Source organism: Micromonospora sp. RL09-050-HVF-A (assembly GCF_019374995.1).
In the GTDB taxonomy this organism is placed as follows: domain Bacteria; phylum Actinomycetota; class Actinomycetes; order Mycobacteriales; family Micromonosporaceae; genus Micromonospora; species Micromonospora antibiotica.
On the sequence record NZ_JAGKQP010000002.1, the window covers coordinates 4,723,110 to 4,747,075 of the forward strand.

At 74.3% G+C, this 23,966-nt stretch carries 25 protein-coding genes and 1 pseudogene; 7 read left to right on the forward strand and 19 right to left on the reverse strand.

Annotated elements, in window-relative coordinates; all coding sequences use genetic code 11:
* The first annotated feature begins 49 nt into the window (after window positions 1-49).
* A pseudogene (locus J7462_RS20830) lies at window positions 50-1,533 on the forward strand (NAD(P)/FAD-dependent oxidoreductase).
* A 222-nt stretch (window positions 1,534-1,755) separates the two neighbouring features.
* Here the strand turns inward: J7462_RS20830 and J7462_RS20835 are convergent.
* The 3 genes from J7462_RS20835 to J7462_RS20845 form a co-directional block, all read right to left on the reverse strand.
* Window positions 1,756-2,511 carry a crotonase/enoyl-CoA hydratase family protein gene (locus J7462_RS20835; RefSeq protein ID WP_219465607.1) on the reverse strand — a complete coding sequence of 252 codons (756 nt, stop codon included), beginning with the start codon at window positions 2,509-2,511 and terminating at the stop codon, window positions 1,756-1,758.
* A 450-nt stretch (window positions 2,512-2,961) separates the two neighbouring features.
* Window positions 2,962-3,153, reverse strand: coding sequence for a DUF397 domain-containing protein (locus J7462_RS20840; RefSeq protein WP_219465609.1), 192 nt, complete (start codon window positions 3,151-3,153; stop codon window positions 2,962-2,964).
* Window positions 3,144-3,911, reverse strand: a complete 768-nt coding sequence (locus J7462_RS20845; protein WP_219465611.1) for a helix-turn-helix transcriptional regulator — start codon at window positions 3,909-3,911, stop codon at window positions 3,144-3,146. Before J7462_RS20845 ends, J7462_RS20840 begins: the two co-directional genes overlap by 10 nt.
* Before the next feature lie 198 nt (window positions 3,912-4,109).
* On the opposite strand from J7462_RS20845, the gene J7462_RS20850 reads away from it, so the two are divergent.
* Together J7462_RS20850 and J7462_RS20855 are read left to right on the forward strand one after the other, a co-directional pair.
* On the forward strand, window positions 4,110-4,388 hold the full coding sequence (locus tag J7462_RS20850; protein ID WP_308290966.1) for a flavin reductase: 279 nt from the start codon (window positions 4,110-4,112) through the stop codon (window positions 4,386-4,388).
* 149 nt (window positions 4,389-4,537) lie between these two features.
* Complete coding sequence (locus J7462_RS20855) at window positions 4,538-5,389, forward strand: Rieske 2Fe-2S domain-containing protein (protein WP_219465612.1); 852 nt, start codon at window positions 4,538-4,540, stop codon at window positions 5,387-5,389.
* Window positions 5,390-5,785: 396 nt separating this feature from the next.
* Here the strand turns inward: J7462_RS20855 and J7462_RS20860 are convergent, their stop codons facing one another.
* From J7462_RS20860 to J7462_RS20915, 12 genes are all read right to left on the reverse strand, one after another.
* Window positions 5,786-7,096, reverse strand: a complete 1,311-nt coding sequence (locus J7462_RS20860) for a LysM peptidoglycan-binding domain-containing protein (RefSeq protein ID WP_219465613.1) — start codon at window positions 7,094-7,096, stop codon at window positions 5,786-5,788.
* Between the two features lie 131 nt (window positions 7,097-7,227).
* Complete coding sequence (locus J7462_RS20865; RefSeq protein WP_244251708.1) at window positions 7,228-7,602, reverse strand: hypothetical protein; 375 nt, start codon at window positions 7,600-7,602, stop codon at window positions 7,228-7,230.
* A 53-nt stretch (window positions 7,603-7,655) separates the two neighbouring features.
* The gene (locus J7462_RS20870) at window positions 7,656-8,132 is read right to left on the reverse strand and encodes a TadE/TadG family type IV pilus assembly protein (protein ID WP_219470552.1); all 477 of its coding nucleotides are present in this window, start codon (window positions 8,130-8,132) and stop codon (window positions 7,656-7,658) included.
* Between the two features lie 176 nt (window positions 8,133-8,308).
* Window positions 8,309-8,815 carry a TadE family protein gene (locus J7462_RS32410; RefSeq protein ID WP_255598854.1) on the reverse strand — a complete coding sequence of 169 codons (507 nt, stop codon included), beginning with the start codon at window positions 8,813-8,815 and terminating at the stop codon, window positions 8,309-8,311.
* Between the two features lie 11 nt (window positions 8,816-8,826).
* Complete coding sequence (locus J7462_RS20880; RefSeq protein WP_208565381.1) at window positions 8,827-9,018, reverse strand: hypothetical protein; 192 nt, start codon at window positions 9,016-9,018, stop codon at window positions 8,827-8,829.
* Between the two features lie 28 nt (window positions 9,019-9,046).
* Window positions 9,047-9,907: a type II secretion system F family protein gene (locus J7462_RS20885; RefSeq protein WP_219470556.1), complete on the reverse strand. Its 861-nt coding sequence runs from the start codon at window positions 9,905-9,907 to the stop codon at window positions 9,047-9,049.
* The gene (locus J7462_RS20890; protein ID WP_219465615.1) at window positions 9,907-10,806 is read right to left on the reverse strand and encodes a type II secretion system F family protein; all 900 of its coding nucleotides are present in this window, start codon (window positions 10,804-10,806) and stop codon (window positions 9,907-9,909) included. Before J7462_RS20890 ends, J7462_RS20885 begins: the two co-directional genes overlap by 1 nt.
* The gene (locus tag J7462_RS20895) at window positions 10,803-12,356 is read right to left on the reverse strand and encodes a CpaF family protein (RefSeq protein WP_219465616.1); all 1,554 of its coding nucleotides are present in this window, start codon (window positions 12,354-12,356) and stop codon (window positions 10,803-10,805) included. The genes J7462_RS20890 and J7462_RS20895 overlap by 4 nt, the downstream gene beginning before the upstream one ends.
* Window positions 12,346-13,149 carry a ParA family protein gene (locus tag J7462_RS20900; protein WP_219465617.1) on the reverse strand — a complete coding sequence of 268 codons (804 nt, stop codon included), beginning with the start codon at window positions 13,147-13,149 and terminating at the stop codon, window positions 12,346-12,348. The genes J7462_RS20895 and J7462_RS20900 overlap by 11 nt, the downstream gene beginning before the upstream one ends.
* Before the next feature lie 2 nt (window positions 13,150-13,151).
* Complete coding sequence (locus J7462_RS20905; RefSeq protein WP_219465618.1) at window positions 13,152-13,802, reverse strand: SAF domain-containing protein; 651 nt, start codon at window positions 13,800-13,802, stop codon at window positions 13,152-13,154.
* A 112-nt stretch (window positions 13,803-13,914) separates the two neighbouring features.
* A complete protein-coding gene (locus J7462_RS20910) occupies window positions 13,915-14,835 on the reverse strand; it encodes a hypothetical protein (protein WP_219465619.1) in 921 nt (306 codons plus the stop codon).
* On the reverse strand, window positions 14,829-15,392 hold the full coding sequence (locus J7462_RS20915; RefSeq protein WP_208565387.1) for a hypothetical protein: 564 nt from the start codon (window positions 15,390-15,392) through the stop codon (window positions 14,829-14,831). The genes J7462_RS20910 and J7462_RS20915 overlap by 7 nt, the downstream gene beginning before the upstream one ends.
* 545 nt (window positions 15,393-15,937) lie before the next feature.
* Here J7462_RS20915 and J7462_RS20920 point away from each other — a divergent pair.
* Entirely contained in the window at window positions 15,938-16,666 is a 729-nt protein-coding gene (locus J7462_RS20920) for an A24 family peptidase (protein ID WP_308291123.1), read from the forward strand.
* Between the two features lie 23 nt (window positions 16,667-16,689).
* Here the strand turns inward: J7462_RS20920 and J7462_RS20925 are convergent, their stop codons facing one another.
* Complete coding sequence (locus J7462_RS20925) at window positions 16,690-17,340, reverse strand: phosphatase PAP2 family protein (protein ID WP_219465620.1); 651 nt, start codon at window positions 17,338-17,340, stop codon at window positions 16,690-16,692.
* 173 nt (window positions 17,341-17,513) lie between these two features.
* On the opposite strand from J7462_RS20925, the gene J7462_RS20930 reads away from it, so the two are divergent.
* Window positions 17,514-19,859, forward strand: coding sequence for a glycoside hydrolase family 65 protein (locus J7462_RS20930; protein WP_219470562.1), 2,346 nt, complete (start codon window positions 17,514-17,516; stop codon window positions 19,857-19,859).
* On the opposite strand, the gene J7462_RS20935 is transcribed toward J7462_RS20930, so the two are convergent.
* Window positions 19,824-20,309 carry a hypothetical protein gene (locus tag J7462_RS20935; protein WP_219465623.1) on the reverse strand — a complete coding sequence of 162 codons (486 nt, stop codon included), beginning with the start codon at window positions 20,307-20,309 and terminating at the stop codon, window positions 19,824-19,826. The two genes, J7462_RS20930 and J7462_RS20935, sit on opposite strands and share 36 nt — an antisense overlap.
* Before the next feature lie 183 nt (window positions 20,310-20,492).
* On the opposite strand from J7462_RS20935, the gene J7462_RS20940 reads away from it, so the two are divergent.
* On the forward strand, window positions 20,493-21,275 hold the full coding sequence (locus J7462_RS20940) for an SAM-dependent methyltransferase (protein WP_308290969.1): 783 nt from the start codon (window positions 20,493-20,495) through the stop codon (window positions 21,273-21,275).
* Here the strand turns inward: J7462_RS20940 and J7462_RS20945 are convergent.
* Both J7462_RS20945 and J7462_RS20950 read right to left on the reverse strand, forming a co-directional pair.
* Window positions 21,248-22,486, reverse strand: a complete 1,239-nt coding sequence (locus J7462_RS20945; RefSeq protein ID WP_219465625.1) for an MFS transporter — start codon at window positions 22,484-22,486, stop codon at window positions 21,248-21,250. The two genes, J7462_RS20940 and J7462_RS20945, sit on opposite strands and share 28 nt — an antisense overlap.
* 214 nt (window positions 22,487-22,700) lie before the next feature.
* Window positions 22,701-23,174: an Rrf2 family transcriptional regulator gene (locus tag J7462_RS20950; protein WP_219465627.1), complete on the reverse strand. Its 474-nt coding sequence runs from the start codon at window positions 23,172-23,174 to the stop codon at window positions 22,701-22,703.
* A gap of 308 nt (window positions 23,175-23,482) precedes the next feature.
* On the opposite strand from J7462_RS20950, the gene J7462_RS20955 reads away from it, so the two are divergent.
* Window positions 23,483-23,875 carry a Fur family transcriptional regulator gene (locus J7462_RS20955; RefSeq protein WP_208565392.1) on the forward strand — a complete coding sequence of 131 codons (393 nt, stop codon included), beginning with the start codon at window positions 23,483-23,485 and terminating at the stop codon, window positions 23,873-23,875.
* Window positions 23,876-23,966: the final 91 nt, after the last annotated feature.

Below are 23,966 nucleotides of genomic sequence, written 5' to 3' on the forward strand. Positions count from 1 at the left end.
CCGGGGTGGACCGGTGGCCGAGGGTGGGGTCGTGCGGAATGCTGACGGGATGGCAGAGCCGGAACTGGTGGACGTGGTCGTGATCGGGCTCGGCGTGGGCGGCGAGGAGGTGGCCGGGCGACTCGCCGAGGCCGGCCTCAGCGTCGTCGGCGTCGAACGGGACCTGGTCGGCGGGGAGTGCCCGTACTGGGGGTGCATCCCCAGCAAGATGATGATCCGGGCGGCGAACGCCCTGGCCGAGGCGCGACGGGTCGACGGGCTGGCCGGGTCGGCGCAGGTCCGGGCCGACTGGGCGCCGGTGGCGAAACGCATCCGGGAGGAGGCCACCGACACCTGGAACGACCGGGCCGCGGTGGACCGGTTCACCGGCAAGGGCGGGCGGTTCCTGCGTGGCAGCGGCCGGCTCGACGGTCCCGGCCGGGTCCGGATCGGTGACCAGGTGTTCCAGGCCCGGCGGGGCGTCGTCCTCGGCACCGGTACCCGCCCGTCGATCCCGCCGATCGACGGGCTGGCGGGCACCCCGTACTGGACGAACCACCAGGCGATCGAGGCGGCGGAGCTACCGGCGACCCTGCTGATCATCGGGGCGGCGCGATCGGGCTGGAGCTGGCGCAGGTCTTCGCCCGGTTCGGGGTCGGGGTGACCGTGCTGGAGGCGTCCGGCCGGGTGCTCGCCCTCGAAGAGCCGGAGTCGTCCGAGGTGGCCGCCGCCGCGTTGCGTGCCGACGGGGTGGAGATCGCCACCGAGGTCAAGATCGAACGGGTCGGCCACGACGACGACACCTTCACCGTGTACGCCGGTGACCGGTCGTTCAGCGCCGAGAAACTGCTGGTGGTGACCGGTCGCCGGGCCCACCTGGACGAGTTGGGGTTGGACACCGTCGGGGTGGACGCCACCCAGCGCTACCTGCCGGTGGACGACCGGATGCACGTCACCGACGGGATCTGGGCGGTCGGCGACGTGACCGGCGAGGGCGCGTTCACCCACATCGCCATGTACCAGGCGTCGATCGTGGTCGCCGACGTGCTCGACCACGCCCGGCGGGCCGAGGGCGGCCCCGACGCCAGCGGCACCGCCAGCGTGGTGGGCGGTGCGATGGGCGCGGCCAGCGCCGTCGGGGGTTCGATGGGCGCGGCCGGCCCGAGCGGCGCCGCCGGCACCGTGCCCCGCGCCGACTACCGGGCGCTGCCCCGGGTCACCTTCACCGACCCGGAGGTGGGCGCGGTCGGGCTCACCGAACGGCAGGCCCGCGAGCGGGGCATCAACGTGCAGGTCGGCTTCACCGAGCTGTCGTCGTCCACCCGGGGCTGGATCCACGGTGGCGAACCGGGCGGCTTCATCAAGGTGATCGCCGACGCCGACCAGGGGGTGCTGATCGGTGCGACGTCGGTCGGCCCGGCCGGGGGTGAGGTGCTGTCGGCGCTGGTCGTGGCGGTGCACGCGGCCGTGCCGGTCAGCCAGCTGAGGCACATGATCTATGCGTACCCGACGTTCCACCGGGCCATCCAGAGCGCCCTGAACGACCTGAGCTGAGCCCGGCGCACCGGCCCGGCGCGGCGCAACCGCCGGGTCGGCCGGTCCGGTCCGGCCTCGGAGCAGACCGGGCCAGGTTCCCGGTTCACGCCGGCCGGGTGGGGTGCGCGGTTCGTGCCCCGGGCCGAGTGGGTTCCAGGTTCGTGCCCCGGGCCGGGTGGGGTGAGCGGTTCGTGCCCCGGGGCCGGGTGGGGTGAGCGGTTCGTGCCGGCCGGGCCGGAATTACTGTCCGTGCCGGCCGGCTCCGGCGGCGAACCGGGCCGCGCCGGCTGTGGCGTCCGCCGCCAACGAGTCGATGCCGTAGGCGAACTCGGTGGCGAACGCCTCCGGCTCGGGCCGGCCGGCACCGGCCAGCACCGAAGCCCGGTCGTTGCGCAGGCAGGTCTGCGGATGCCGGGCGATCTCGGCGGCCAGCCGCTCGGCCGCCGTCCGCGCCTCACCCGGCGCGACCACCCGGTTGACCAGCCCCATCGCGTACGCCTCGTCAGCGGGCACCGGGCGGCCGGTGAGGATCAGGTCCATCGCCCGGCTCTGGCCGATCAGCCGGGGCAGTCGTACCGTGCCGCCGTCGATCAGCGGCACTCCCCAGCGTCGGCAGAACACCCCGAGCACCGCGTCCGACTCGGCGACCCGCAGATCGCACCAGAGCGCCAGCTCCAGGCCACCGGCCACCGCGTACCCGGAGATCGCCGCGACGACCGGCTTGGACAGTGCCATCCGCGTCGGACCCATCGGGCCGTCGCCGTCGGGCTCGACCCGGTTGCCGCTCGGCGTGCCGATGGCCTTGAGGTCGGCACCCGAGCAGAACGTGCCGCCCGCACCCCACAGCACCGCGACCCGGGCCTCCGGGTCGGCCTCGAACGCGCGGAACGCGTCGGCGAGCGCCCGCGCGGTCGGCCCGTCGACGGCGTTGCGCGCCGCCGCCCGGTCGAGGATCACCGTGGTCACCGCCCCGTTCCGGGCAACATGCACCGCCATCCCCCCAGCATCCCCGCCCACCCCCGCCCGGCCACCCCGCCTGCACCCGCCTGCCCCGCCTGCTGCGCGGGGCCTGCGGGTGCGCTCCCCGCCTGTCCTGCCTGCTGCGCGGGGGCGCTTCCGCTCACCCCGCCTGTCCGCAAGCCCTGCCTGCTGCGCGGGCTTGCGGGTGCGCTCCCCGCTCCTCCCGCCTGCCCGCAAGCCCCTGCCTGTTGCGCGGGGCTTGCGGGTGGCGCTGGTGCTGGGTCCCCTGGGGCTTGGGCAGCGCCATCGGCGCGACAATGGCGGGGATCTGCGTGGGCGGGTGGTGCCGTGCCTGGGCCGCAGCGCCGGGCCGTGCCGGGGGCCGCGGTGCCGTGCCGGGGCCGCAGTGCCGTGCCGGAGGCCGCAGCGCCGGGCCTGGGGGTGGCCCGGTCGGTGCGACCCGGTGTCACGGCGGGCGGGGTGGGGTCAGCGGCGGTCGGTGATCCGGGTGAGGAAGGTGTGCCAGGCGGCGGGGGTGAAGGTCAGGGTGGGGCCGTCGGGGTCCTTGGAGTCGCGGACGGCGATCACCCCGGGCAGGTTGCCGGCCACCTCGACGCAGTTTCCGCCGTTGCCGCTGCTGCGGGTGCTCTTGCGCCATCGGGCGTGGTTCAGTTCCATGTCTGGGCCACCTTCGTGATCAGATCGACGGACTGCCGGTGGGACAACGCCTCGCCGCGCACGTTCTCCCACGCTGCCATCATGGCCGCGAGGTCATCGAGATCGCTAACCACCTGTCCCTGGAGTTGGTTGTCGAGATAGCCGGCCATCCGGTGATCCGGGTTCGTGGCGATCACGAAGGGGCCGTTGAGGCCGGCGTACTCACCCACGGTGGCCGGCACGACGTGCACCCGGACGTGTAGCTGGTCGCAGGCGTCGGCGAGGGCGAGCAACTGCTCGTGCATGGCCTGCCGGCCGCCGACCGGCCGATGGAGGACCGACTCGTCGAGCACGGCCGTGAGCTGGGGTGGATCGTCGCGTTTCAGGATCGACTGGCGGGCGAGCCGGGCCGCGAGGTGCCGGTCGACGTCCCCCCGGGGCAGGGTGCCGGCACCGAGCAGGACGGCTCGGGCGTACGACTCTGTCTGGAGCAGGCCGGGGATGACGACAGACTCGAATGAGCGCAGCGACAGGGCGTCGCGTTCGATCTCCTGCCAGGGACGGAACCACACCGGCTCGCGACGTCTAGAAGTGTCCGGCCAGATGTCCACAATGTCCCGCCGGAGCGCTTCCGCGGCGGCCACCCGGTGCCGGGCGTGCGGGATCCGCCCCTCGCTCAGCCAGCGGCCCACCGTCTTGGGGTCGACGCCGACGCGCTCGGCGAGGGATTCGGTGGTGTAGCCGGTTTCGTTGAGTGCCGCGCGCAGCGCATCGTTCACGACTCCTCCATCGGACGTCTCGAATATCTGCCCACCATACGCCTACGCGGTGTATCTGTCTGACCACAGGGAGGCACGATCTGGTGGAGGGCGGCGCGGCCGGTGGAGGTGAGGGAACCCGGCGGTCGACGTCCAGCCCGGGGCCACCCCGCCGGTGACGGGTGGGGTGGCCCCGATCCACCTGGAAGGAGAACCGCAGTGCGACACCGCTCCCTGCGCCACACCCGACCGCACCTGCCGATGCGTCCACTGTGGCGGTGTCGGGGCTGCGGCGCGGAGTGGCCGTGCCAGCCGGCCCGGCTCGCCCTGCTGGTGGAGTACCGCGAGGACCGGACCGGCCTGCTCGTCTACCTGAGCACCCTGATGGCCGAGGCGGGTACGCAACTGTCCCAGCTCAACGGGAACGTCGTACCCGATAATCTGATGGGTCGTTTCCTCGGCTGGGCCAGAGCGCGCGGGTCGGACACCAGCCCCTGACACCGGCCGGCGGCCCGCCCACTGGGGTGTGGGTGGCGGGATGCCGCGCCGGTCGGTGCCCGTGTCCCGGCACGGCGCTGATCAGGGCAAAGGGCAGATTCGTCCCGGCCGCCCGGTTTGCGGCCCGGTCAGCCGGGAAGTCGGGGAACGTGCGAGCGTTGATGACGAAACTCGAACAGGCCACCGCGCTGGACCGGGCCGGCGACCGGTTGCAGCGTGCCGTCCAGGCGACCCTCCGCCCACAGCGGGTGCGTGACCTGCTGCACGGCGTGTTCCTGGGGCATCCGCTGCACCCTGCGATGGTGCAGGTGCCGGTGGGGGCCTGGATCAGCGCGGCAGTGGTCGATCTGCTCCCCGGTCAGCGTCGCGCGGCCACCACACTGGTCGCGCTGGGCACCGTGAGCGCGGTGCCCGCCGCCGTGGCGGGGCTCAACGACTGGGCGGAGCTGTCCCGGGACCAGCGTCGGGTGGGGCTCGTGCACGCCGCCGCCAACACCGTTGGCCTGACCCTGTACGCCGGCTCCCTCGCCGCCCGGTTGAGCGGCCGGCACGGCGTCGGCCGGGCGCTGGCCTACCTGGGGCTGGGCGCGGCGAGCGCCGGGGCGTACCTCGGTGGGCACCTGGCGTACAAGCAGGGGGCGCAGGTCAGCCAGAGCGTCTCCGAGCTGCACCGGATGAGCGACGGGTGGCAGTCGGTGGCCGAGCTGGCGGGGCTGCCGCAACGAGAGCTGGTGACCCGCGAGGTGGACGACGTCTCGGTCATCCTCTACCGGCACGGCGACGAGGTCACCGTCATGCTGGAGCGCTGCCCACACCAGAGCGGCCCGCTCGGTGAGGGCGAGGTGCAAGAGATCGACGGGCACGCCTGTGTGGTCTGCCCCTGGCACGGCTCGGCGTTCCGCCTCAACGGTGGCGAGGTCGTCCACGGCCCCTCCGCGACCGACCAGCAGACCCTCCCCACCCGGGTAGTGGACGGCACCCTCCAAACCCGCCTCCCCTAACCACCCGCCCCTCCCCACCCGCCCGCCCTCCCCACCCGCCCCGTCGTCCCTGCGCCCCCACCCGCCCTGCCCCGCCCCACCCGCCCTGCCCCACCTCGCCTTGCCCCGACCTCGCCCCGCCCCGCCCCGCCCCGCCCCGCCCCGCCCACAGCGTGATCAAGAGGTTTGCGTCGTTTGATCAAGAGGTTTGCGTCAAAGTTGATCTACAAATTGACGCAAACCTCTTGATCACCGGGGCGGGCGGTGCGGGCGGGCGGTGCGGGCCGGGCGGTGCGGGGCGGGCGGTGCGGGGCGGGCGGGGCGGGCGGTGCGGTGCGGGCGGGGCGGCGGGGCGGCTGGAGCGGGCTGGCTGGGTTGGGCGGCCGGGGGCGGGACGGGGTGGGAGTGGGGACGGGGTCAGTCGCGGCGGTGGCGGCCGGTTACCAGGTCTCGGGCGGCGGAGGCGCGGCTGCCCATCGAGCGGCCCGGGGTGCGGCCGGCGGTGCGGTTGGTGGACATGCGGGCGGCGGCGATCCGGGCGGCCGAGGTGCGCCCGGCGGTCACCCGGACGGGTCGGCGGCGCAGGCCGAGTACCGCGCCGATCTGCGCGCCGACGATGCTCGCCACCGCCAGTACCGCCGACACGGCCAGTGGCCGGTTGATCGCGTCGTCCGGGGTGGCCCGGGACGCCCCGGCGGCCATCGCCGGCGGCACCCCGACCGGTCGCTCGGCCGGCGGCTGCGCGGGCGGTTGGGCGGTCTGCGGGGTGGCCGTCTGCGGGGTGGCCGGTCCGATCTTGCCCGGTTTCGGGGTGGCCGGCCCGGCAGGCTTGCCCGGGGTGACCGGCGTACGGGGGGCACCCTGATGCTGCGGGTCGGCCTGGCCGCCCGGCGTGGTGACCGGCGGGCGCGGGGACGGCTTGCGGGGCGTGTTCGGGACCAGGTGGCCGCTGGCGTGCCGGCGGGCACCGGTGTCGTCGGCCTCGGTGGGGAGTTTGATGAGCTGACCCGGCCGGATCCGGTCGGCGTCGCGCAGGTCGTTGAGCCGGGCCACTTCGGGATAGCGGTCGAAGTCGTCAAGGTAGCGTTCCGCGACCTCTCCCAGGTAGTCACCCCGGGCCACCCGGTACATCGGCTTCGCCGTCGACTTCCCGTCCTCGATGCCGGTCCGGGGGACGGGACCGAGGCCGGAACCGGGGACCGCGCCGTGGGTGACACCGGCGCTGGCACCGAGGCCGGCGCTGGGGGCGGCACCGAGCCCGGTACGGGAGGTGTCCAGGGTGGTCGCCACGCCGGTGCCGGCGGCGGCCGGGAGCGGCTGGGCCAACGTCACGGCCGCGCTCGCCGCCGGGCTGGCCGCGACGATCAGGGCGACCGAGCCCAGTAGGGCTGCTGCCGCCCGCTGCTGCCGGCTCATCCCGGGCAGCCGGGGCGTCTGCCGGCGGGTGATCTGGGCACCCATCTCCACCAGCACCGAGAAGGCGAACGTCGCCCAGCCGAACCAGCCGACCAGCGCCAGTGCCCGGATGAAGAGCTGGCCGTCGTCCCGGCTGGTCAGCACGGAGCCGACCTCGGTGAGGGTGGGCAGGTGGTCCGGCAGCGGGTTGCCGGCGAAGGCGAGCAGGGCGATCGGGGCGCCGACCAGCAACGCCACCAGCACCACCAGCGACCCGAAGCCGGTGAGCAACTGCCCGGTACGTCGGGCAGTGGAACCACGCGGTGTGGCCATGCTGCCCTCCTTCCTACGGTCTGCCGGTGCGGGGACACCGGATGGGTGGGCCTACGGTCTCGGTGCGGGACCCCGGTGAGCGGGCCTACGGTCTGGGTGCGCAACGGACGGAATCCGCCAGGTCGACGGGCTCATGGTCGGTCGGTGAGGGTGCGGGCGGTCGCCTCGCCGACGACGGTGACGGTGCGGTCCATGCCGATCAGGCCGAGCATGTGCCGGCGGTAGACGACGGTGACGCGTACCCGGATCTGTTTCTCGCCGGCCACCACCGGGAAGCTGACCTGCTGGCTGGTCACGTCGGAGTTGCCCCGCAGGTACTGGGTGACGGCCGCGCGGGCACCCGGCTCGTCGATCACCTTGGGCCGGCCCTCGATCGCGGCGGCCCGGTCGATCACCTGCCCGCCGCTGCGGGCCGCCTCGGCGGCCAGGTCGTCGGCGCGTTGCAGGGTACGCAGCTGACCCGCGCCGTCGTACGCGACGCCGATGATCGCCAGCACGCCGATCATGGTGACGGCGAGGAAGAGGCTGATCCGGCCCTCGTCGCCGGTCGGACGCGCGGTCACTGCCGGGTCCGGTAACGGTCCAGGGGGGAGGCGAAGGTCGCCTCGACCCGCCGGTCACGCATCGGCAGGCCGGGGAAGCGCATGCCGGCGAAGGAGACCGTGCAGCTCACCCGGACCCAGATGCTCACCGGTTCGCCGAGCGGCCGCCGGAACGCCGTGCCCACCGAGGTGTGGTCGGAGTTGCGCGTCGAGCCCCAGACCGTGACCTGGGGTGCGCTCGTACAGTTGAGGCCACGCCAGTCGAGCTGCCGCCGGGCGGCCGTCCGGGCGGCGCTCTCCGCCGTGCCGGCGTCGCGGGCGATCGAGGCGGCCCGCGCGGCGTCGTGCGCCGCCGCCTCTACCGCCTCGTCGGCCACGGCAACCCGGCCGGCCACCCCGGCCAGCATCAGCAGCGCCAGGAACGCCGGGGTCAGCACCGCCACCTCCACCGACACCGATCCCCGGGTACGCCCCGCACTCCGGTCGGCCGACACCGATCCCCGGGTACGCCCCGCCGCCCGATTCACCGACACGTGGCCCGGGTGACACCCGACCACCTCGTCGGGGCTGCCGGATCGCGGGGCGTGCACCACGGCCCGGTCGCCCCGGACACGTCGTCGGGCGGGCCGGGTCAGCAGTTCGCGCCAGGTACGCCGGGGCGGGTGGGCGGTCACGGGTTGGTCCACCGTTCGGCCGTGCCGTGGGCGGTCTGCCGGACGTCGAACCGGACGGCCGGGATGACGCTCAGGGATTTCCCGGTGACCGTGCAGGTCACCTCGGTGGCGGTGGCGGCGCAGGTGGTCTTCGCGCCGACCAGCCAGTCCCCGGCGGCACCCAGGAAGTGTCTGGCGCGGGCCTCACCCGCCCCGGCCGGCGCGTCGAGGACCCGTTGCGCGTTCACCCCGCTCTGGGCGGCGTGCATCGCCGTCGACCGGGCCACGAACCAGGCGGCGATCTGGACGGAGCTGAAGAGCAGCACCAGCACCGCCGGCATCACCACGGCCAGCTCCACGGGGTTGGCCCCCCGGTCCGTACCCCCGGCGGTGAGCCTGCGGTGGGCGGCCCGGCCTGCGGCGCGGAGCCCGGTCGGGGTGTCCCGCCCGGCCGTGGACGCGCACGGGGGTGCGCACCGGGACCTGGCGGTGGGGGCCGTCCGGTCCCGGCGCGAGCCGGTCAGGGGGAGACTGGTCACGGGTTGTCGATGCTGTTCATCCAGTCGGTGGCCTTGGTCAGGACGATGCCGGTGACTGCGACCCCGGCTACCACCAGGCCGGCGATGATCACGGCGGTCGGGACCGGGCTGTCGCCCCGCTCCGCCTCGCGGCGTAGCTCGGCCAGGCGGGCCACGGTGGCCGCGTAGAGGAAGGTGACGAGGTGCATGGCGGAACTCCTTGGGGAGGTGGGTTACTCAGAGGCGGGCGATGAACGGATAGAGGACGAAGGCCAGCAGCACGAAGACCAGCAGCGAGCCGGGAATGTCCAGCCGGCTGGTGACGCCCTCGGCGCGGGCCAGGTTGTCGGTGCGGATCTGGTCCCGGAGCGACTCGGCGCGGCTGCGCAGCGTCTCGTGCACCTGGGCGCCCTCGCTGCCGGAGGACCGCATGATCGCCCCGACGTCACCCAGCTCCGGGATGCCGATCTTCTCGGCCAGCGCCTGCAACTCGTCCCAGGGCGAGTGCATCTGCATCTGGGCGATCCGCAGCGACTCCCGGATGCGGGCGAAGACCCAGCCGTCGCAGACCGCCGCCGCGCGTTCCAGCGACTGCACCGGGCCGTGCGCCGCCGACAGCTGCAACGCCACCAGATCCAGGTAGGTGCAGACCGCCGCGCGGAACTCGTCCCGGGCGGTGTCCGCCTTGGCCAGCACCGTGTGGTGCGCGAGCAGCGCGCAGACCAGCGCCAACCCCAGACTGCCCAGCACCGGTACGGCCACCGGAATGCTCACCCCGGCGAGGAAGAGCAGGGCCCCCGCCACCGTCGGGGTGGCCAACCCGACCAGGGCGGAGAGCAGGATCGACATGGTGTACTGCTCGGGGGTCTGGTCGAGCAGGGCGAGCTGGCGGTGCGGCGGGCGCAGCCAACGGGCGACGCCCCCCAGCCAGTCCGGCCCATGTCCGGTGGCGACGGCGGTGCCCGCCGGTTGGTGCAGTCGGCGCAGCGCCGGGCCGAGCGCCGGGGAGGCCGGCAACGCCTCCCGGACCAGCAGGAACACGCCGAGTCCGATGGCGGCCCCGCCGAGCACCGCGATGGTGAGCTGCCAGTTGAGCATCATGCGACCAGCTCCGCCGGGTCGGGTCGGGGCAGGAACCGGGGCGGCGGTGGGGGCTGGCTCATCGCGCGCACCCACACCAGCAGGGCGATGAACGCCGTCGCGAGCACCGCCATCAGCACCTGACCGAACAACGTCCCGTACGGCCGGACGTACTCGGTGTTGACCAGCCCGTACGCCAGCACGGCCAGGGTCATCCCGGTGAGGAAGCGGACCGCGAACCGGGGCTGGGTGCGTTTGGCCTCCACCTCGCGCCGGGTGGCGACCTCGGCGGAGGCGGCCGACGCGATGGAGCCGAGGACGTCGCCGAGGCGTTCCCCCCGGTCGGTCAGGTGCAGGATCAGCGCGGCGACCACCTGGTCGCAGACCGGGTCACCGATCTCGTCGGCGAACGCCAGCAGGGCGGACCGGGCCGTCCAACCGGCCTGGAGGCGGGCGGCGAGCAGCCGTACCTCCTCCTGGATCTGGTCCGGGACGGTGGCGATGGTGACGACGATCGCCTGCTGGAGGCCCTGTCCGGTGTTGGAGACGTCCTTGAGTCGGCGGGTCCACTCGCCGACGGCCTCGATCCGGGTGATGGCCCGTTCCTCGGCCCGCCCCACCGCGAACAACCAGGGCACCCCCGGCACCGCCACCGCCACGATCAGCCCCACCACCGGCAGCCCGGTCAGCAGGAACGCCAGCGCCCCCGCCACTACCGCCGCACCGAGCGTCATCTGGTGGGCCCGCTGGTCCCGCCGGTTGGTGCCCGAACCGAGCCAGAGCCGACGCAGCCCGGTGGTCGAGGTGCGGGTCGGGCGGGTGGGCTTGGTGGTGCCGAACAACGCCACCACGGCCAGCACCATTCCGCCGACACAGGCCGCCCCGGAGACCACGGCGAGCAGTTCGATGGTGCTCATCGGCGCACCACCGGGGCGAGGCGGCTGTGCCGGGGGCGACGCCACGCGCCCGCCCCGGCCTCGATGAAACGGGACAGCAGCCGGGCGTCGTAGCCGACCCGCAGCAGCTGGCCGCGGACTCGTTCCGGCAGGTGGCGGGGGATGGCCCGACCGTCCGGGCCGGGCCCGAACACGGTGGTGGTGGTGATCCGGTTGGCGTCGCCGACGCCGATCACCTCCTCGACGTGGGAGACGAACCGGTGCTTGCGTCCGCCGATCGCGGTCTCGTCCTCGACGGTGACGTAGACGATCAGGTCGAGGGCGTTGCCGGCCATCCGGCGGGCCTGGTCGACGGTCATCTCCCGGCCGTGTGCCAGCGCCAGCTCGATGATCCGCTCGCTCACCCCGCCGGGGGTACGGGCGTGGATGGTGCACATCGATCCCCGGCTGGTGGTCATCGCCTGGAGCATCGGCACGATCTCCCGGGACCGGACCTCGCCGACGATGATCCGCAGTACGCCCATCCGCAGCGACACCGGGATCAGGTCGGCGATGCTCACCTCACCGGCCGGTCGACCGTCCAGGCCACGTTCGCCGTGCCCCTCCCGGGATTCGAAGCTCATCACCGCCCGGTGCTTTTCGCCGCGTCGGGCCGGCAGCAGTTCCCGGCTCTCCTCCAGCAGCACGTACGGTTCGTCGGGCGGGATCTCGTCCATCAGCGCCCGGATGACCGTGGTCTTGCCGGCCCCGGCCAGCCCGGCGACCATGATGTTCAACCCGGCCCGCATGGACGCCCGCAGGAAGTCACGCAGCAGCGGGTCGATCATCTCGTCCAGGTCGGGGCGGCTGCCGGCCAGGTCGTCGAGGCTGACGTCCAACGTGTTGTGCTTGCGGATCACCGCGTAGGGGCGGTGGCTGACCAGGAACACCGCCGCCAACCGGCTGCCGTCGGGCAGTTGCAGGTCAAGCGTCGGCTTCGAGGTGGACAACGACCGTTCGGTGGCCCCGGCCCGGCGGGCCGCCGCCTGGAGGATCTCCACCAGCTCGTCGTCGCTGTCGGCGATCGGCTCACCCCAGTCGACGCCGCCGCCGTGCCGGGTGATGCGCACCTGGTCGCAGCCGAGGATGTGCACCTCCTCGATGGTGTCGTCGACCAGCAGGGTCTGTAGCCGGCCCAGCCCGACCAGCTCGGCGGTCACCTGGTCGAGCAGGGTCCGTTCCTCGTCGGCGCTGAGCGGGGTGCCGGCCCGGCGTACCGCGTCGGCGTAGCCGGAGACCACGGCCACGGCGAGCCGGGCCCGCTCGACCTCCTCGGCGTCGGCGTCGAACTCCCGGCCGCGCTGCCACTGGGTGAGTCGTTCGCTCAGCTCCCGGCGCAGCTCGCGGACCACCGCGAAGTCCACCTTCGGCCGGGGTGGCGCGGTCGGCGCGGGTGCCGGCGGGGCGGCGGCCGGTGGCGCCGCCGGGGCGGTGGCGTGGTGCCGGCCGTTCACCGGGGCCAGCGGCGGCATGGTGGAGGTGACCCCGGGCGGCGGGGTGCGTGGGTCGTGGGAGACCGGCTCAAACCGCATCCGGCACCCCCTGCGCCGGGGTCGGCCAGGCCAACCGGGCCCGCCGCTGCTCCAGCAACTCCCGCACCGGGGTCTCCAACGCCGCCGCCGCGCGCATCAGCGGCCGTCCGGCGCGGATCGTGCCGCCGAAGCTGAGCGCCTGCGCGGTACGCGGGTCCTGCGGCAACCGGGCGATCACCGGCACCCCCAGGGCCTTGCCGATCTCGCCGGTGCCGTGCCCGTCGCCGACCACCACCAGCCGCAGCGTGCCGGGGGGCACCCGGTGGTTGGTGAAGTCCCGTTCGATCGCCCGGATCATCGACCGGGTGCCGGAGAGGCCGGGCAGCTGCGCCCGGGTCACCAGCAGCACCACGTCGGCGGCGCGCAGCAGCGGCCACGGCGGACCGAAGACCTGCAGGCGTCCGCAGTCGACGATCACGTCGTAACCGGGCCGGCCCTTCTCCAGGGTGTGGAAGTAGTCGGCGAACCGTTGCCACAGCGGGGCGACGCTGCCGGCCTGCGCCGGGTCGACCACACCGGGCAGCAGCAGTCGTTCCCGCCTCGGCGCGTCCAGGTCGACCAGTTGGGACCAGAACGTCGACTCCAGGCTGCCGTCGCGCAGCTCGCCCACGGCCAGCTCACCGATGCCGCGTGGCCCGTCGAGGGCACCGCCCAGGTAGCCGGCGAGCACCGAGCCGCCGGCCGGGTCGCACTCGGCGAGCACCAGCCGCCGGTGCCAGCTCAGGGTGCAGGCCAGCGCCGTGGTGGTGACGCCGGGTGAGCCCTTCGCCGAGACCAGCGCGATGATGGCCATGGTCAGGCCGCCTCGGTCAGCACGAGGGCGATCCGGTCCTGCGCGGCCAGCACCACCACCGCCGGGACGTCCCGTACGGCGAGTGCCAGGTAGATCACCACGTCGTCGTTCTCGGGGACGACCGCGTCGATCACCGTGGCGGTGAACCGGGTGGCCGACGGCTGGTTGTCGGCATCCTCGTCCGGGGTGCTGACCAGCAGCACCTTGTCACCGGGGTGCAGTTTGCGGGCCGGCACCTTGCTCGGTTCGAGGCCCAACGCGATCTGCTGCTGCCCCTGGCCGAGCAGCGGGGCGTCGGTGAGCTGGGCCATGGTGAGCAGCGAGCCGGGGACCAGGGACACGGCGGCCCGCTTGCCGACCACCTCGTCCCGCTTCTTCGCCGGCACCGGGGACAGCCCCGCGCCCCCGGAGACCTGCACACTGACCAGGTCGTCGGCGGTCAGGATGCGGCCCACCTCGACCGGGCGGGCGACCGCCAGGTAGCTGCCGGTGGCCCGGACCGAGGTGACCGCGAAGGCCGCGCCGAGCCCACCCAACGCGATCAGCAGCACGGCGAGCCCGAGCAGACCGGGCCGGGTACGGCGCTGCCGGACCACCTTGGGTGGGGCGACCGGCGCGTCCACCGGACCGCTGTTACGGGTGGCCAGACTCACTGAACAATCTCCGTTCGCGACTGCGGGGCTCGCAAAACCGGCTCGCTCCTCGCGCTCACCGGAACAATCTCCGTTCGCGGCTGCGGGGCTCGCAAGATCGAGCGGTGGGCGCTCATCGGGTCACCACCTGGAGTTCCTTGATCTGGATCTCGACGACGCCGCTGGTGCGGGTCTGCGCGATGTCACCGCTGCGGCCACCGCCGACCCAGTGCACGTTCCAGAAGGTGGTGGCGCTGACCCGGTAGTTGTTGGCCTTGGGATAGCCGTCGTATCCGCAGGTGGGCGACTTCTTGCCGGCGTTCGGGCCGGTCGTCTTGTAGGGCGTGCCCGGGCCGGTGCAGGTGACCTTCTTGCCGTTGCCCATGGTCCACACGGTTCGTTGGACCTTGGCGGTGATGGTGACGGTCAGCCCCCGGTCGCTGGCCGAGGCGGTGAGCGGGCCGAAGTAGTTCTGGCCGGGGCTGGCCCACATCCAGACCGGCAGGCCGACCAGGCCGGGGCCGACGCTGCGCCGGGGCGCCACCGAGGCCCGGGGCGGCAGCAGGCTGATCGAGGCGAGCGCCCGGCGGGCCAGCTCCTCCGGGTCGGGCGGGGTGCCGAACCCGGGCGGCGGCCCGTCGAGCAGCACCATCGACTGGTCGCCCAGGTCCCCGCCGTTGCAGGTCCGGACGTACCACACCTGGCCGTCCGGGGCGTCGCGCTGGGGCTCGGCGACCTTGTAGTAGCAGCCGCTGGCGTTGTCGAACCAGCCGAGGTTCGGGTTGTAGCAGGGCAGCGGCCTGCCGTTCCACTGGCACTTCGGGGTGGCGCCGGGGCTGTTCGGGCCGCCCGGTCCGTCGCCGCCGCCGGGATCACCGGGGGTGCCGGGCTCGTCGTCCCAGACACTGCAGTCGTTCTGCCCCGGTGGGCACTCCACCCCCGGGCCGGCGGCCTGCGCCCGGGCCGGTGCGGCGAACCCGGCCGCGAGCACGGCCACCAGCAGGCCGGCCAGCACCCGACGGATGGGGAGGCGTTCGGTGCTCCGTGTCAACATGGCTGGTCCTCGTGTGCCGCGCCGGCGCTGATCAGCCACCGGCCGTCCGGGTAGCGGGTCGCGGTGGCGGTCGCCAGGTGCCGGCTTCCGCCGGAACCGGGCACCACCCGCTTGTCCTTGACATAGACCAGCCGGTAGCCGGTGGCGTCCAGGCAGTCCTGGATCTCCACGGTCGGTGGGTCGCCGTCCAGGCTGACGGAGGTGACGGTGGGTGCGGACTTGAGCGTCCCGGTGCGTACCGCGCCGTGCCGGCGGGTGTCGTCGATGGCGACCCGGACCCGGGTGAGCAGCGGGTCGGCCAGGAACCGGGTCAGCTTCGGGTGGCGGGGGTCGCTGTCCCGGCTCGCCTCACGGGAGGCGTCGAGATAGCCGGCGTACGCCGCCAGCGCGGCCCGCTCGGCGGCCCGTTCCGCCTCGGTTGGCTGGCGGGTGTCGCTCGCGGGCCGGGGTGCGGGCGCGGTGGTCGTCTCCGGTGAGTCGCCGCAGCCGGCGGCGGAGCCGGCCACCACGGCGACGACCAGGCAGGTGGTCCAGCGGCGGGAATGCCGAGTACGCATTGCCGTGCCCCTCCTCGGTATCACCCGGCGGCGGCGGTCGTGGCGGCCTCCGGGCATGCGGCGGTACGCCGGGATGATGTCGATCGGACATGTCCGGGTGCTGTCGCATTTACCTGTGCGGATCTTCTGCCAACTGTGGAGCGTCGTGTCCGGTGTGGGCGGTGACGCGGCTGCGCGGGGTTGCGTCCCACCCAAGGGGCGAGCATAGGCTGACGTGCGCCGATGCAACAGAGGCAATTCAACTGCGCACTCTCGGTGATGGGCAGGAGTGACGACACGTGGGCGATGTCCAGGGGGGCCGGCCGGGGCTACCGGTGCCGGCCGAACGAGGGCCGGTGCCCGTCGACCGGCCCGGCCCGGCCGTCGAACCGTCCGCGCCACCGGGGGATTTGGGGTGGGTCGAGGCGGCCGGTCCGATCCGTTCCCCGGTCGTCACGGCCACTACCGCCCAACCTTCCGGACGGGTGAGGGCGGTTCCGGGCTCCACCACCGCCGACGAGCTGATACCGGACCGTTACGTCGGCCCGGACGGGAAGTCACCCTCCGTGTTTTTTCTGCGGCGGCTGGCGGGGGTCCTGGCGGTCGTACCGGTCCTGCGGCTCGCGGTCGCCCGGTACGCCGTACCCCCGGGGGTGGTGGACCGGGCCGGGTGCGACGGCTGCGGCGCACCGATCGGGCTGGACCGGCCGCTGCCGGCGCTCGGGCCGGTGGCCCGCTGCCCGGCCTGCCGGGGGCGGATCGGCGCGGCGCCGCTCGCGGTCGAGGCGCTGTTGCTGGCGGCCGTGGCGGTGCTGGTGCTGGTCGACGGTTCGTTGGCCGAGCGGGCCGCGCTGGCCTGGTGGCTCGGCTGGGCGATCCCGCTGGTCCTGGTGGACCTGGCGGTGCACCGGCTGCCGGACCGGCTCACCTGGCCCGCCGCCGTCGGCACCTGGGCGTTGCTCGGGGTGGCCGCGCTGACCGGGGCGGGTGCCGGCCCGTGGCTGCGCGCGATGGCGGCCGGCGCGGCGCTCGGTCTGGCCTTCGCCACCACCACGCTGCTGCTCGGCCGGCGCGGCTTCGGGCTCGGCGACGCCAAGCTGGCGCTGGGGGTGGGGGCGCTGCTCGGTTGGCAGGGCTGGGGCCTGCTGGTGACCGGCCTGGTGCTGACGTTCCTGCTGTCGGCGCTGGTCAGCGTGGCGCTGTTGGCGAGTCGTCGGATTGGCTGGTCCAGCCACCTACCCTTCGGCCCGTTCCTGGTCGCCGGCACCTGCGCCGCCCTCCTGCTGACCGGCTGAGCAGACCCGGCCGCTGACCCCGCTCAGTGGCCGGCCCGATCCCGCTCAGCGGCGGGGCCGGGGGCGGTGGGGACCGGTTCCCGCCCGGCCGGGACGCCACGACGGCGCAGCGTCCCGGCGACGGCGCGGGCCGTCACCGGGGCGAGCAGCAGGGTCACCGCCACGCCGAGGAGCAGGCCGGCGAGGACGTCGTGCGGGTAGTGCACGCCGACGAACACCCGGGAGAGCGCGGCGAGCAGGGCCAGCGGCACGGCGAGCAGACCCCACCGGGGGGACAGCAGCAGCACTGCGGTGGCCAGCGCCCCGGCGATGGTGGCGTGGTTGCTCGGGAACGACCAGTCGCCCACCGGCGGGCACTGCCCGGCCAGGATGGCCACCGCACCCCGACAGGGCCGGTCCTCGTCCACCAGTGACTTGAGCACCTCGCTGCACCCGTACGCCAGGACGACGGCGGCCGGCGCGACCAGCGCCAGGGCCCGGCCCCACGGGTCGGCGTGGCGCAGCCGGGACACGGCGACGGCCACCAGCAGCAGGCCGAGCAGCAGGATCACCCCCTCGGTGAAGTGCACCGCGAACCACTGCACCGGGGTCGGGGCGGAGTCGGCCACGTCGACGACGTCGCGGTACCACTGCTCGCTGATGTCAGGAATGTCTGCGGTAAAAGTCTTTTCCATCACTCACCTCACCAAAGTGTCATACCGCTTTCAGTGCCATCGAGGTGGAGGAAACCGGTGGAACCGTCACATGCTGCGGGATGCGACGGCGGTTCGCCGCCCGCGTCACAGCGAGTTCACAGCGCCCCCGCGATTGGCCGCCCACCGCCGCCGGGTACCTCCCCACCGTGCAGATGGACGAGACCTGGCAGATCCGGCGGACCGCCACCGACCTGGACCGACTCAGCGAGACCGAGTCGGTCTTCGCCCTGTCCAACGGCTGGGTGGGCTGGCGGGGCACCCTCGACGAGGGCCAGCCCTACGGCATGCCGGGCAGCTACCTCAACGGCCTCCACGAGCGGCGGCGACAGAGCTACCCCGAGGACGGGTACGCCTTCCCGCAGGAGAGCGACACCGTGATCAGCGCGCCCAACGCCGCCCTGATCCGGCTCTGGGTGGCCGGCGAACCCCTCGACCTGCGCACCGGGACCGTCCGCGCCCACGAGCGCACCCTCGACCTGCGCGCCGGCGTGGTACGCCGACACACCGAGTGGATCTCACCGGCCGGGCACGGGGTGCGGGTCCGCAGCACCCGGCTGGTCTCCCTGCCCCGGCACGCCGTCGCCGCCGTCGACTACCAGGTCGAACCGCTCGACGACCGGCCGGTCGAGATCCGGGTCTGCTCGGACGTGCTCGCCAACGAGCGGGTGCCCGAACGGGCCGACGACCCCCGAGCCGCCTCGATCGTGCCCGACCCGCTCGACGCCGAGCTGCACCGCCCCGACGGCCACCGGGGCGTGCTGGTGCACCGCACCGACCGCAGCGCCCAACGGGTCGCCGTCGCGGTGACCCACGCGACGGACGTGCCGGCGGGGTTCACCGACGGCGACGACCACACCCCGGACCGGCTGCGCACGACCCTCGAAGGTCGGCTCGCCCCCGGGCAGCGGCTCCGACTGACCAAGTACGCCGCGTACGAGTGCACCCCGGTCGACGGCGGCACCCCCGACGAGCTGGCCGACCTGGTCACCGCCGAGGCCGACGCCGCCCACCGGCACGGGTTCGACGCGCTCCTGGCCGACCAGCGGGCCACCCTCGACGAGCGGTGGCGCACCGCCGACGTGGAGATCGACGGCGACCCGGAACTCCAGCAGGCCGTCCGGTTCTCCGTGTTCCACCTGCTCCAGGCGGGCCGGGCCGACGGCGACCGGACCATCGCGGCGAAGGGACTCACCGGCAACGGCTACGACGGGCACGTGCTGTGGGACACCGAGAGCTACGTGCTGCCGGTGCTGACGTACCTGCTGCCCGGGGTGGCCCGGGGTGCGCTGCGCTGGCGGCACGACCACCTGCCGCAGGCCCGGGACCGGGCCGCCGAGCTGCGGCTCACCGGGGCCACCTTCCCGTGGCGCACCATCGGCGGCCGGGAGTGCTCGGGCTACTGGCCGGCCGGCACCGCCGCCCTGCACGTCAACGCCGACATCGCCGACGCGGTGCTGCGCTACGTCACGGTCACCGGGGACCAGGAGTTCCTCGCCGACACCGGGCTGGAACTGCTGGTGGAGACGGCCCGGCTGTGGGCCGGCTACGGCCACTGGTCCGACGACGGCGCGTTCCACGTCACCGGGATCACCGGCCCCGACGAGTACGCCGCCCTGGTCGACGACAACGTCTTCACCAACCTGATGGTCCGGCGCAACCTGCGGGGCGCCGCCGACGCCGCCGGACGGCACCCGGAGCGGGCCACCGCCCTCGGTGTCGACCCGGCGGAGATCGCCGGCTGGCGGGCCGCCGCCGACGCGGTGCACCTGCCCTACGACCACAAGCGCGGCGTACACCAGCAGGCGGCGGGCTTCACCGGGCAACCCGAGTGGGACTTCGCGGCGATGACCGACGACGACTACCCGCTGCTGCTGCACTACCCCTACCTGGAGCTGTACCGGCGGCAGGTGGTCAAGCAGGCCGACCTGGTGCTGGCCATGCAACGCTTCCCGGGGGAGTTCACCGCCGAGGAGAAGGCCCGCAACTTCGCCTACTACCAGGCCCGCACCGTCCGCGACTCGTCGCTGTCCGCCGGCTCCCAGGCGGTGCTCGCCGCCGAACTGGGTCACCTCGACCTGGCGTACGACCTGTTCGCCGAGGCGGCCCTGCACGACCTCGCCGACCTCGGCGACAAGACCGGCGACGGGCTGCACCTGGCGGCCCTGGCCGGGGCGTGGACGGCGGTGGTGGAGGGCTTCGGCGGGTTGCGCGACGACACCGGGGTGCTCTCGTTCGACCCCCGGCTGCCGGCCCGGATCGACCGGCTCGCCTTCCACCTGCGCTGGCACGGGCACCGGCTGCGGGTCACCCTGACCCGCGACGGGGCCCGCTACGAGCTGCCCGACGCCGACCCGGAGACGACGGTCGACCTGCGGCACGCCGGGGAGCCCGTGACGGTCACCGGCGCGGCGGCGGTCACCCGGCCCCTGCCGCAGGTGCCCGACCCGGGGCCGGAACCGCCGTCACCGCACGGCCGGCGGCCCGCCCGCCGGGCCTGACCCGCCCCGCATCCGCTCCCGCACCACCGCCAGCTCCTCGAAGGCGTACGCCCAGTTGTGGCACTTGAAGCTGCGCAGGCCGGTGATCGGGGTGTGGCAGTCGAGGCAGTGCACCCCGGCGATCGCGTCCGGGACCTCGGTGTTGACGTAGCGGCGGTCACCGAGGATCACCGTGGCGATCATCAGCGGGTCGTGCACCCCCTTGAGGGCCGAGGCGACGATGTCCAGCCAGGTGGTCCGGCGTCCGCACTTGGGGCAGTCCGGTTCGTCGCCGCTGACCCACAGGGGTGCGCCGATGCTCTGCGCCGGCATCCCGAGCAGCTTCTCCAACCGGCGTACGTCGTGTTCCGGGGTGGTCCAGCGGTGCCGCCCCGGCAGCGAGGCGGGTGAGTCGTACACGGCCCGGAACAGGGCCGGGTCCACCTCCACGGTCTCCCGGTCAGTGTTCATCGGATGCCTCCTCGCCGTCAGTCGGTGTCACCGTCATACCGGCCCGGGGCGGTCCCGTGCTGCCGGCTCGCCGACACGGCGGGTCAACATGTCGTCGCCCGGGGTGCTAGACATCAGGGCGCGACGTGCCCGCCGCCCGGCGGTGGGTCGTCCCGCAGCGACGTGAGGGGAAAGGGAGGGCCGGTGACCGCGCCGACCGACGCCGAGCCGGGGCCGAACGTGGCCCGGATGTACGACTACTACCTCGGCGGGTGCCACAACTTCGCCGCCGACCGGGCCGCCGCCGAGCAGATCCTGCGGATCTTCCCGGACACCGGGATCGCCGCCCAGGCCAACCGGCACTTCATGCGCCGGGCCGTGCGGCACGCCGCCGAGCTGGGCGTACGCCAGTTCCTCGACATCGGTGCCGGGCTGCCCACCCAGGGCAACGTGCACGAGATCGTCCGCCGGGTCGCCCCCGAATCGACGGTGGTCTACGTCGACTACGACGAGGTCGCCGTCACCCACGCCCGGCGGCTGCTGCCGGCCGACGGGCGGACCAGCGTGGTCCGGGGCGACCTGCGCCGGCCGGACGAGTTGCTGGCCCACCCCGACGTGCGGGCGGCGATCGACTTCGGTCGCCCGGTGGCCGTGCTGCTGGTGGCGGTGCTGCACTTCGTCACCGACGCCGAGCAGCCGTGGGATGCCGTCGTCCGGCTGCGGGAGGCGACGGTCCCTGGCAGCCCGCTGGTCGTGTCCCACCTCACCACCGACGGTGCCCCGCCGCTGCCCACCCGGCAGGGGCAGGCGGTCTACCAGCGCAGCAGTGCCCCGCTGGTGCCCCGCCCGCACGCCGACGTGCTGCGTTTCTTCGACGGGTACGACCTGGTCGATCCGGGGCTGGTCCGGGTGGCCGAGTGGCGGCCCGACGGGGAACCCCGGGAACGGATCTCCCACGGCTACGCGGGGATGGGCCTGCGCCGCTGACCGTCGCGCCGGGTGATCCGCTGTCCGAGGTGGAGCACCAGCAGGGCGACCACGGCACCGGCCGCGCCGAGGGCGTACATGGTGGGCACGCCGGAGGGCAGCGTCGCGCCGCCGACGGCGGTGCCCAGGCCGATCCCGAGATAGATGGCGGACGAGTTCAGCGACACCACCAGGGGGGCCTGCTGCGGCGCGGCGGCGATCAACCGGTGCTGCTGTGCCGGGGTCTGACACCAGCTCGCCGCGCCCCACGCGCCGACCAGCAGCGCCACCAGCACCGTCGGGGCGGACCCGGCGGTGCTGAGCGCACCGAGCACGCCCAGCGCGACGGCCAGCGCGGCATAGCCCGTCGCCAGCACCGGCACCGCACCCCACCGGTCGGTGGCGTACCCGGCGGCGACGTTGCCGACGACCGCCCCCACGCCGTAGAGCAGCAACATCAGGTTGACCTGGTACGCGTCGACGTCGAGCGCGCCGAGGGTCGGCACCGCGAAGGCGTACACGGTGTAGCAGGCCGCCATCCCGATCACGGTGAGCGGCAGGACGGCGAGCACGGCCGGTCGGCGCAGCGCCGTCAGCCGGGCGCGCAACGGGACCGCCGGGCCGCCGGGCAGCGCGGGCATGGCCAGCCGGACGGCCGCCGCGACGGCGAGCGCCAGCAGGGCGACCGCGACGAGGGCGGCCCGCCAGCCGAGCCACCGCCCGGTCAGCCCGCCGAGCGGCACGCCCAGCGCGGTGGCGACGGTGAGCCCGCCGATCACCACGGCCAGGGCCCGACCCCGTTGCGCGGGCGGCACCAGCGAGGCGCCCACGGCACCGGCGTTGGGGGTGTACGCGGCGGCGCCGGCGGCGGCGACGATCCGGCCGAGGAGCAGCACCGGCAGCGTCTCGGCAGCCGCCGCGACGAGGTTTCCGGCGGCGAGCACCAGCAGCGCGGCGACGAGCAGGCGACGGCGTGGCAGCCGGGCGGCCAGCGTGGACAGCAGTGGGGCGAGGATCGCGTAGGAGATCGCGAACACCGTCACCGACTGCCCGGCGGCGGTGGTGGTGGTCCGCAGTGCGGCGGCCATGTCGGGCAGCAGCCCGGCGACGACGAACGCGTCGGTGCCGACGGCGAAGGTGCCGGCCGCGAGGATCAGGGTGATCCGTAGGCCGCGCCCGGGTCCGGCGGTGGTGGCCGGCCCCGGGCCGGTACGGGTGTGCGGGTGGGACATGAGGTCTCCGGTCGGCGGGACGGCGTGCGGCGGCACGGCGGGCCGTGCCGGGCACGGGACTCGGGGGTGGACGGTCGTCGGGGCCGGCGGGTGCGCCGGCCGGGCCGGTGGCCGGGGTCGCCGGTCGGGCGCGGGTGGGCCTGCGGGTGGCGGCGGGGTGCGCCACCGGTCGGTGCGACCGTGGGTCGGGGGTCGCGGAGGTCGCGGGCGGGCGTCAGCCGCGCAGTTGCGCGTAACGGCGACGGGTGCGTTCGGCTGCGCCCGCCGGAGCGGATTCGAGCAGGTCGGCCAGGGTGTGGCTGGCCAGCTCGCGACGCCAGGCCAGGTCGGCGCGGTGCATCACGGTGCTGATGGCACACGGGGTGCGGAACTCCGGCGCGGAGGGGTCCACCCCCGCGCCCCGCTGGCGGATCTCGGTGCACCGGAACGGGTTGTCGGGCCCGTCGACCGCCACCAGCACGTCCATCACCGTCACGTCCGCCGGCCGGCGGGCGAGTCGGAACCCGCCGCGCGCGCCGGGCACGGAGTGGAGGATGCCGGCCCGGGTCAGGGCCTGGAGGCACTTGGTGAGGTACGCCGGGGGCAGCTCGAACCATTCGGCGAGCCGGGCGGCGGGCATCGGGTGTTCGCCGCCGATCCAGGCGAGCGTGAGGCAGCAGTGCAACCCCCACTCGACCTGCTCGCTCATCCGCATAACCAGGATATTAGCTGTCCTGATTATGCGGCGGGGGGCGACACCGACGGCCGGCTACCCGCGCGCCGGTTCCGGTGCGGGACCAGGGCGGTCGGCCGGCCGGAACCCCGGTCACGGCCGTCGCGCGTGTCGATGCCGGGCGGGGCGGTCGCCGTGGGCGTGGACACGGGCCGTGGCGTGCTCATATGCGCAGCGCATAATGGTTACGGTCTCCGCGCTGTCCGGTGGAGGCGAGGGGCAGCGACGGCCGCCGGTCGGGGGTCGGGGCGACGAGCGGAGACGGCGGTACGGTGACCCAGGCGATGCCGAACGTGACCCGGAACACGCGTCAGCGCGGCGAGGTGCTGGCGTTGCTGCGTGAGGTCGACGGTTTCCACACCGCGCAGCAACTGCACCAGATGCTGGTGGCCCGCAAGGCGCGGGTGGGCCTGACCACGGTCTACCGCACCCTGCAACTGCTCGTCGATGCCCAGGAGATCGACTCCACCCGGCTGCCCGGCGGTGAACAGCTGTTCCGCCGGTGCAGCCAGAGCCGGCACCATCACCACCTGGTCTGCCGCCGGTGCGGTAGCACAGTGGAGGTGGCCGGGCCGGCGGTCGAACGGTGGGCCGACCAGGTCGCCGCCCAGCACGGCTTCACCGAGGTCGGGCACACCTTCGAGATCTTCGGCACCTGCGCGCAGTGCGCCCGTTGACCCGCGGCACACCGCACCGCCCCCGGCGATAACCGGACCCCCGTCGTCGGCGGGCTGCCGCCCGTGTCCGACTGTCGGGCACCGTCCGGTT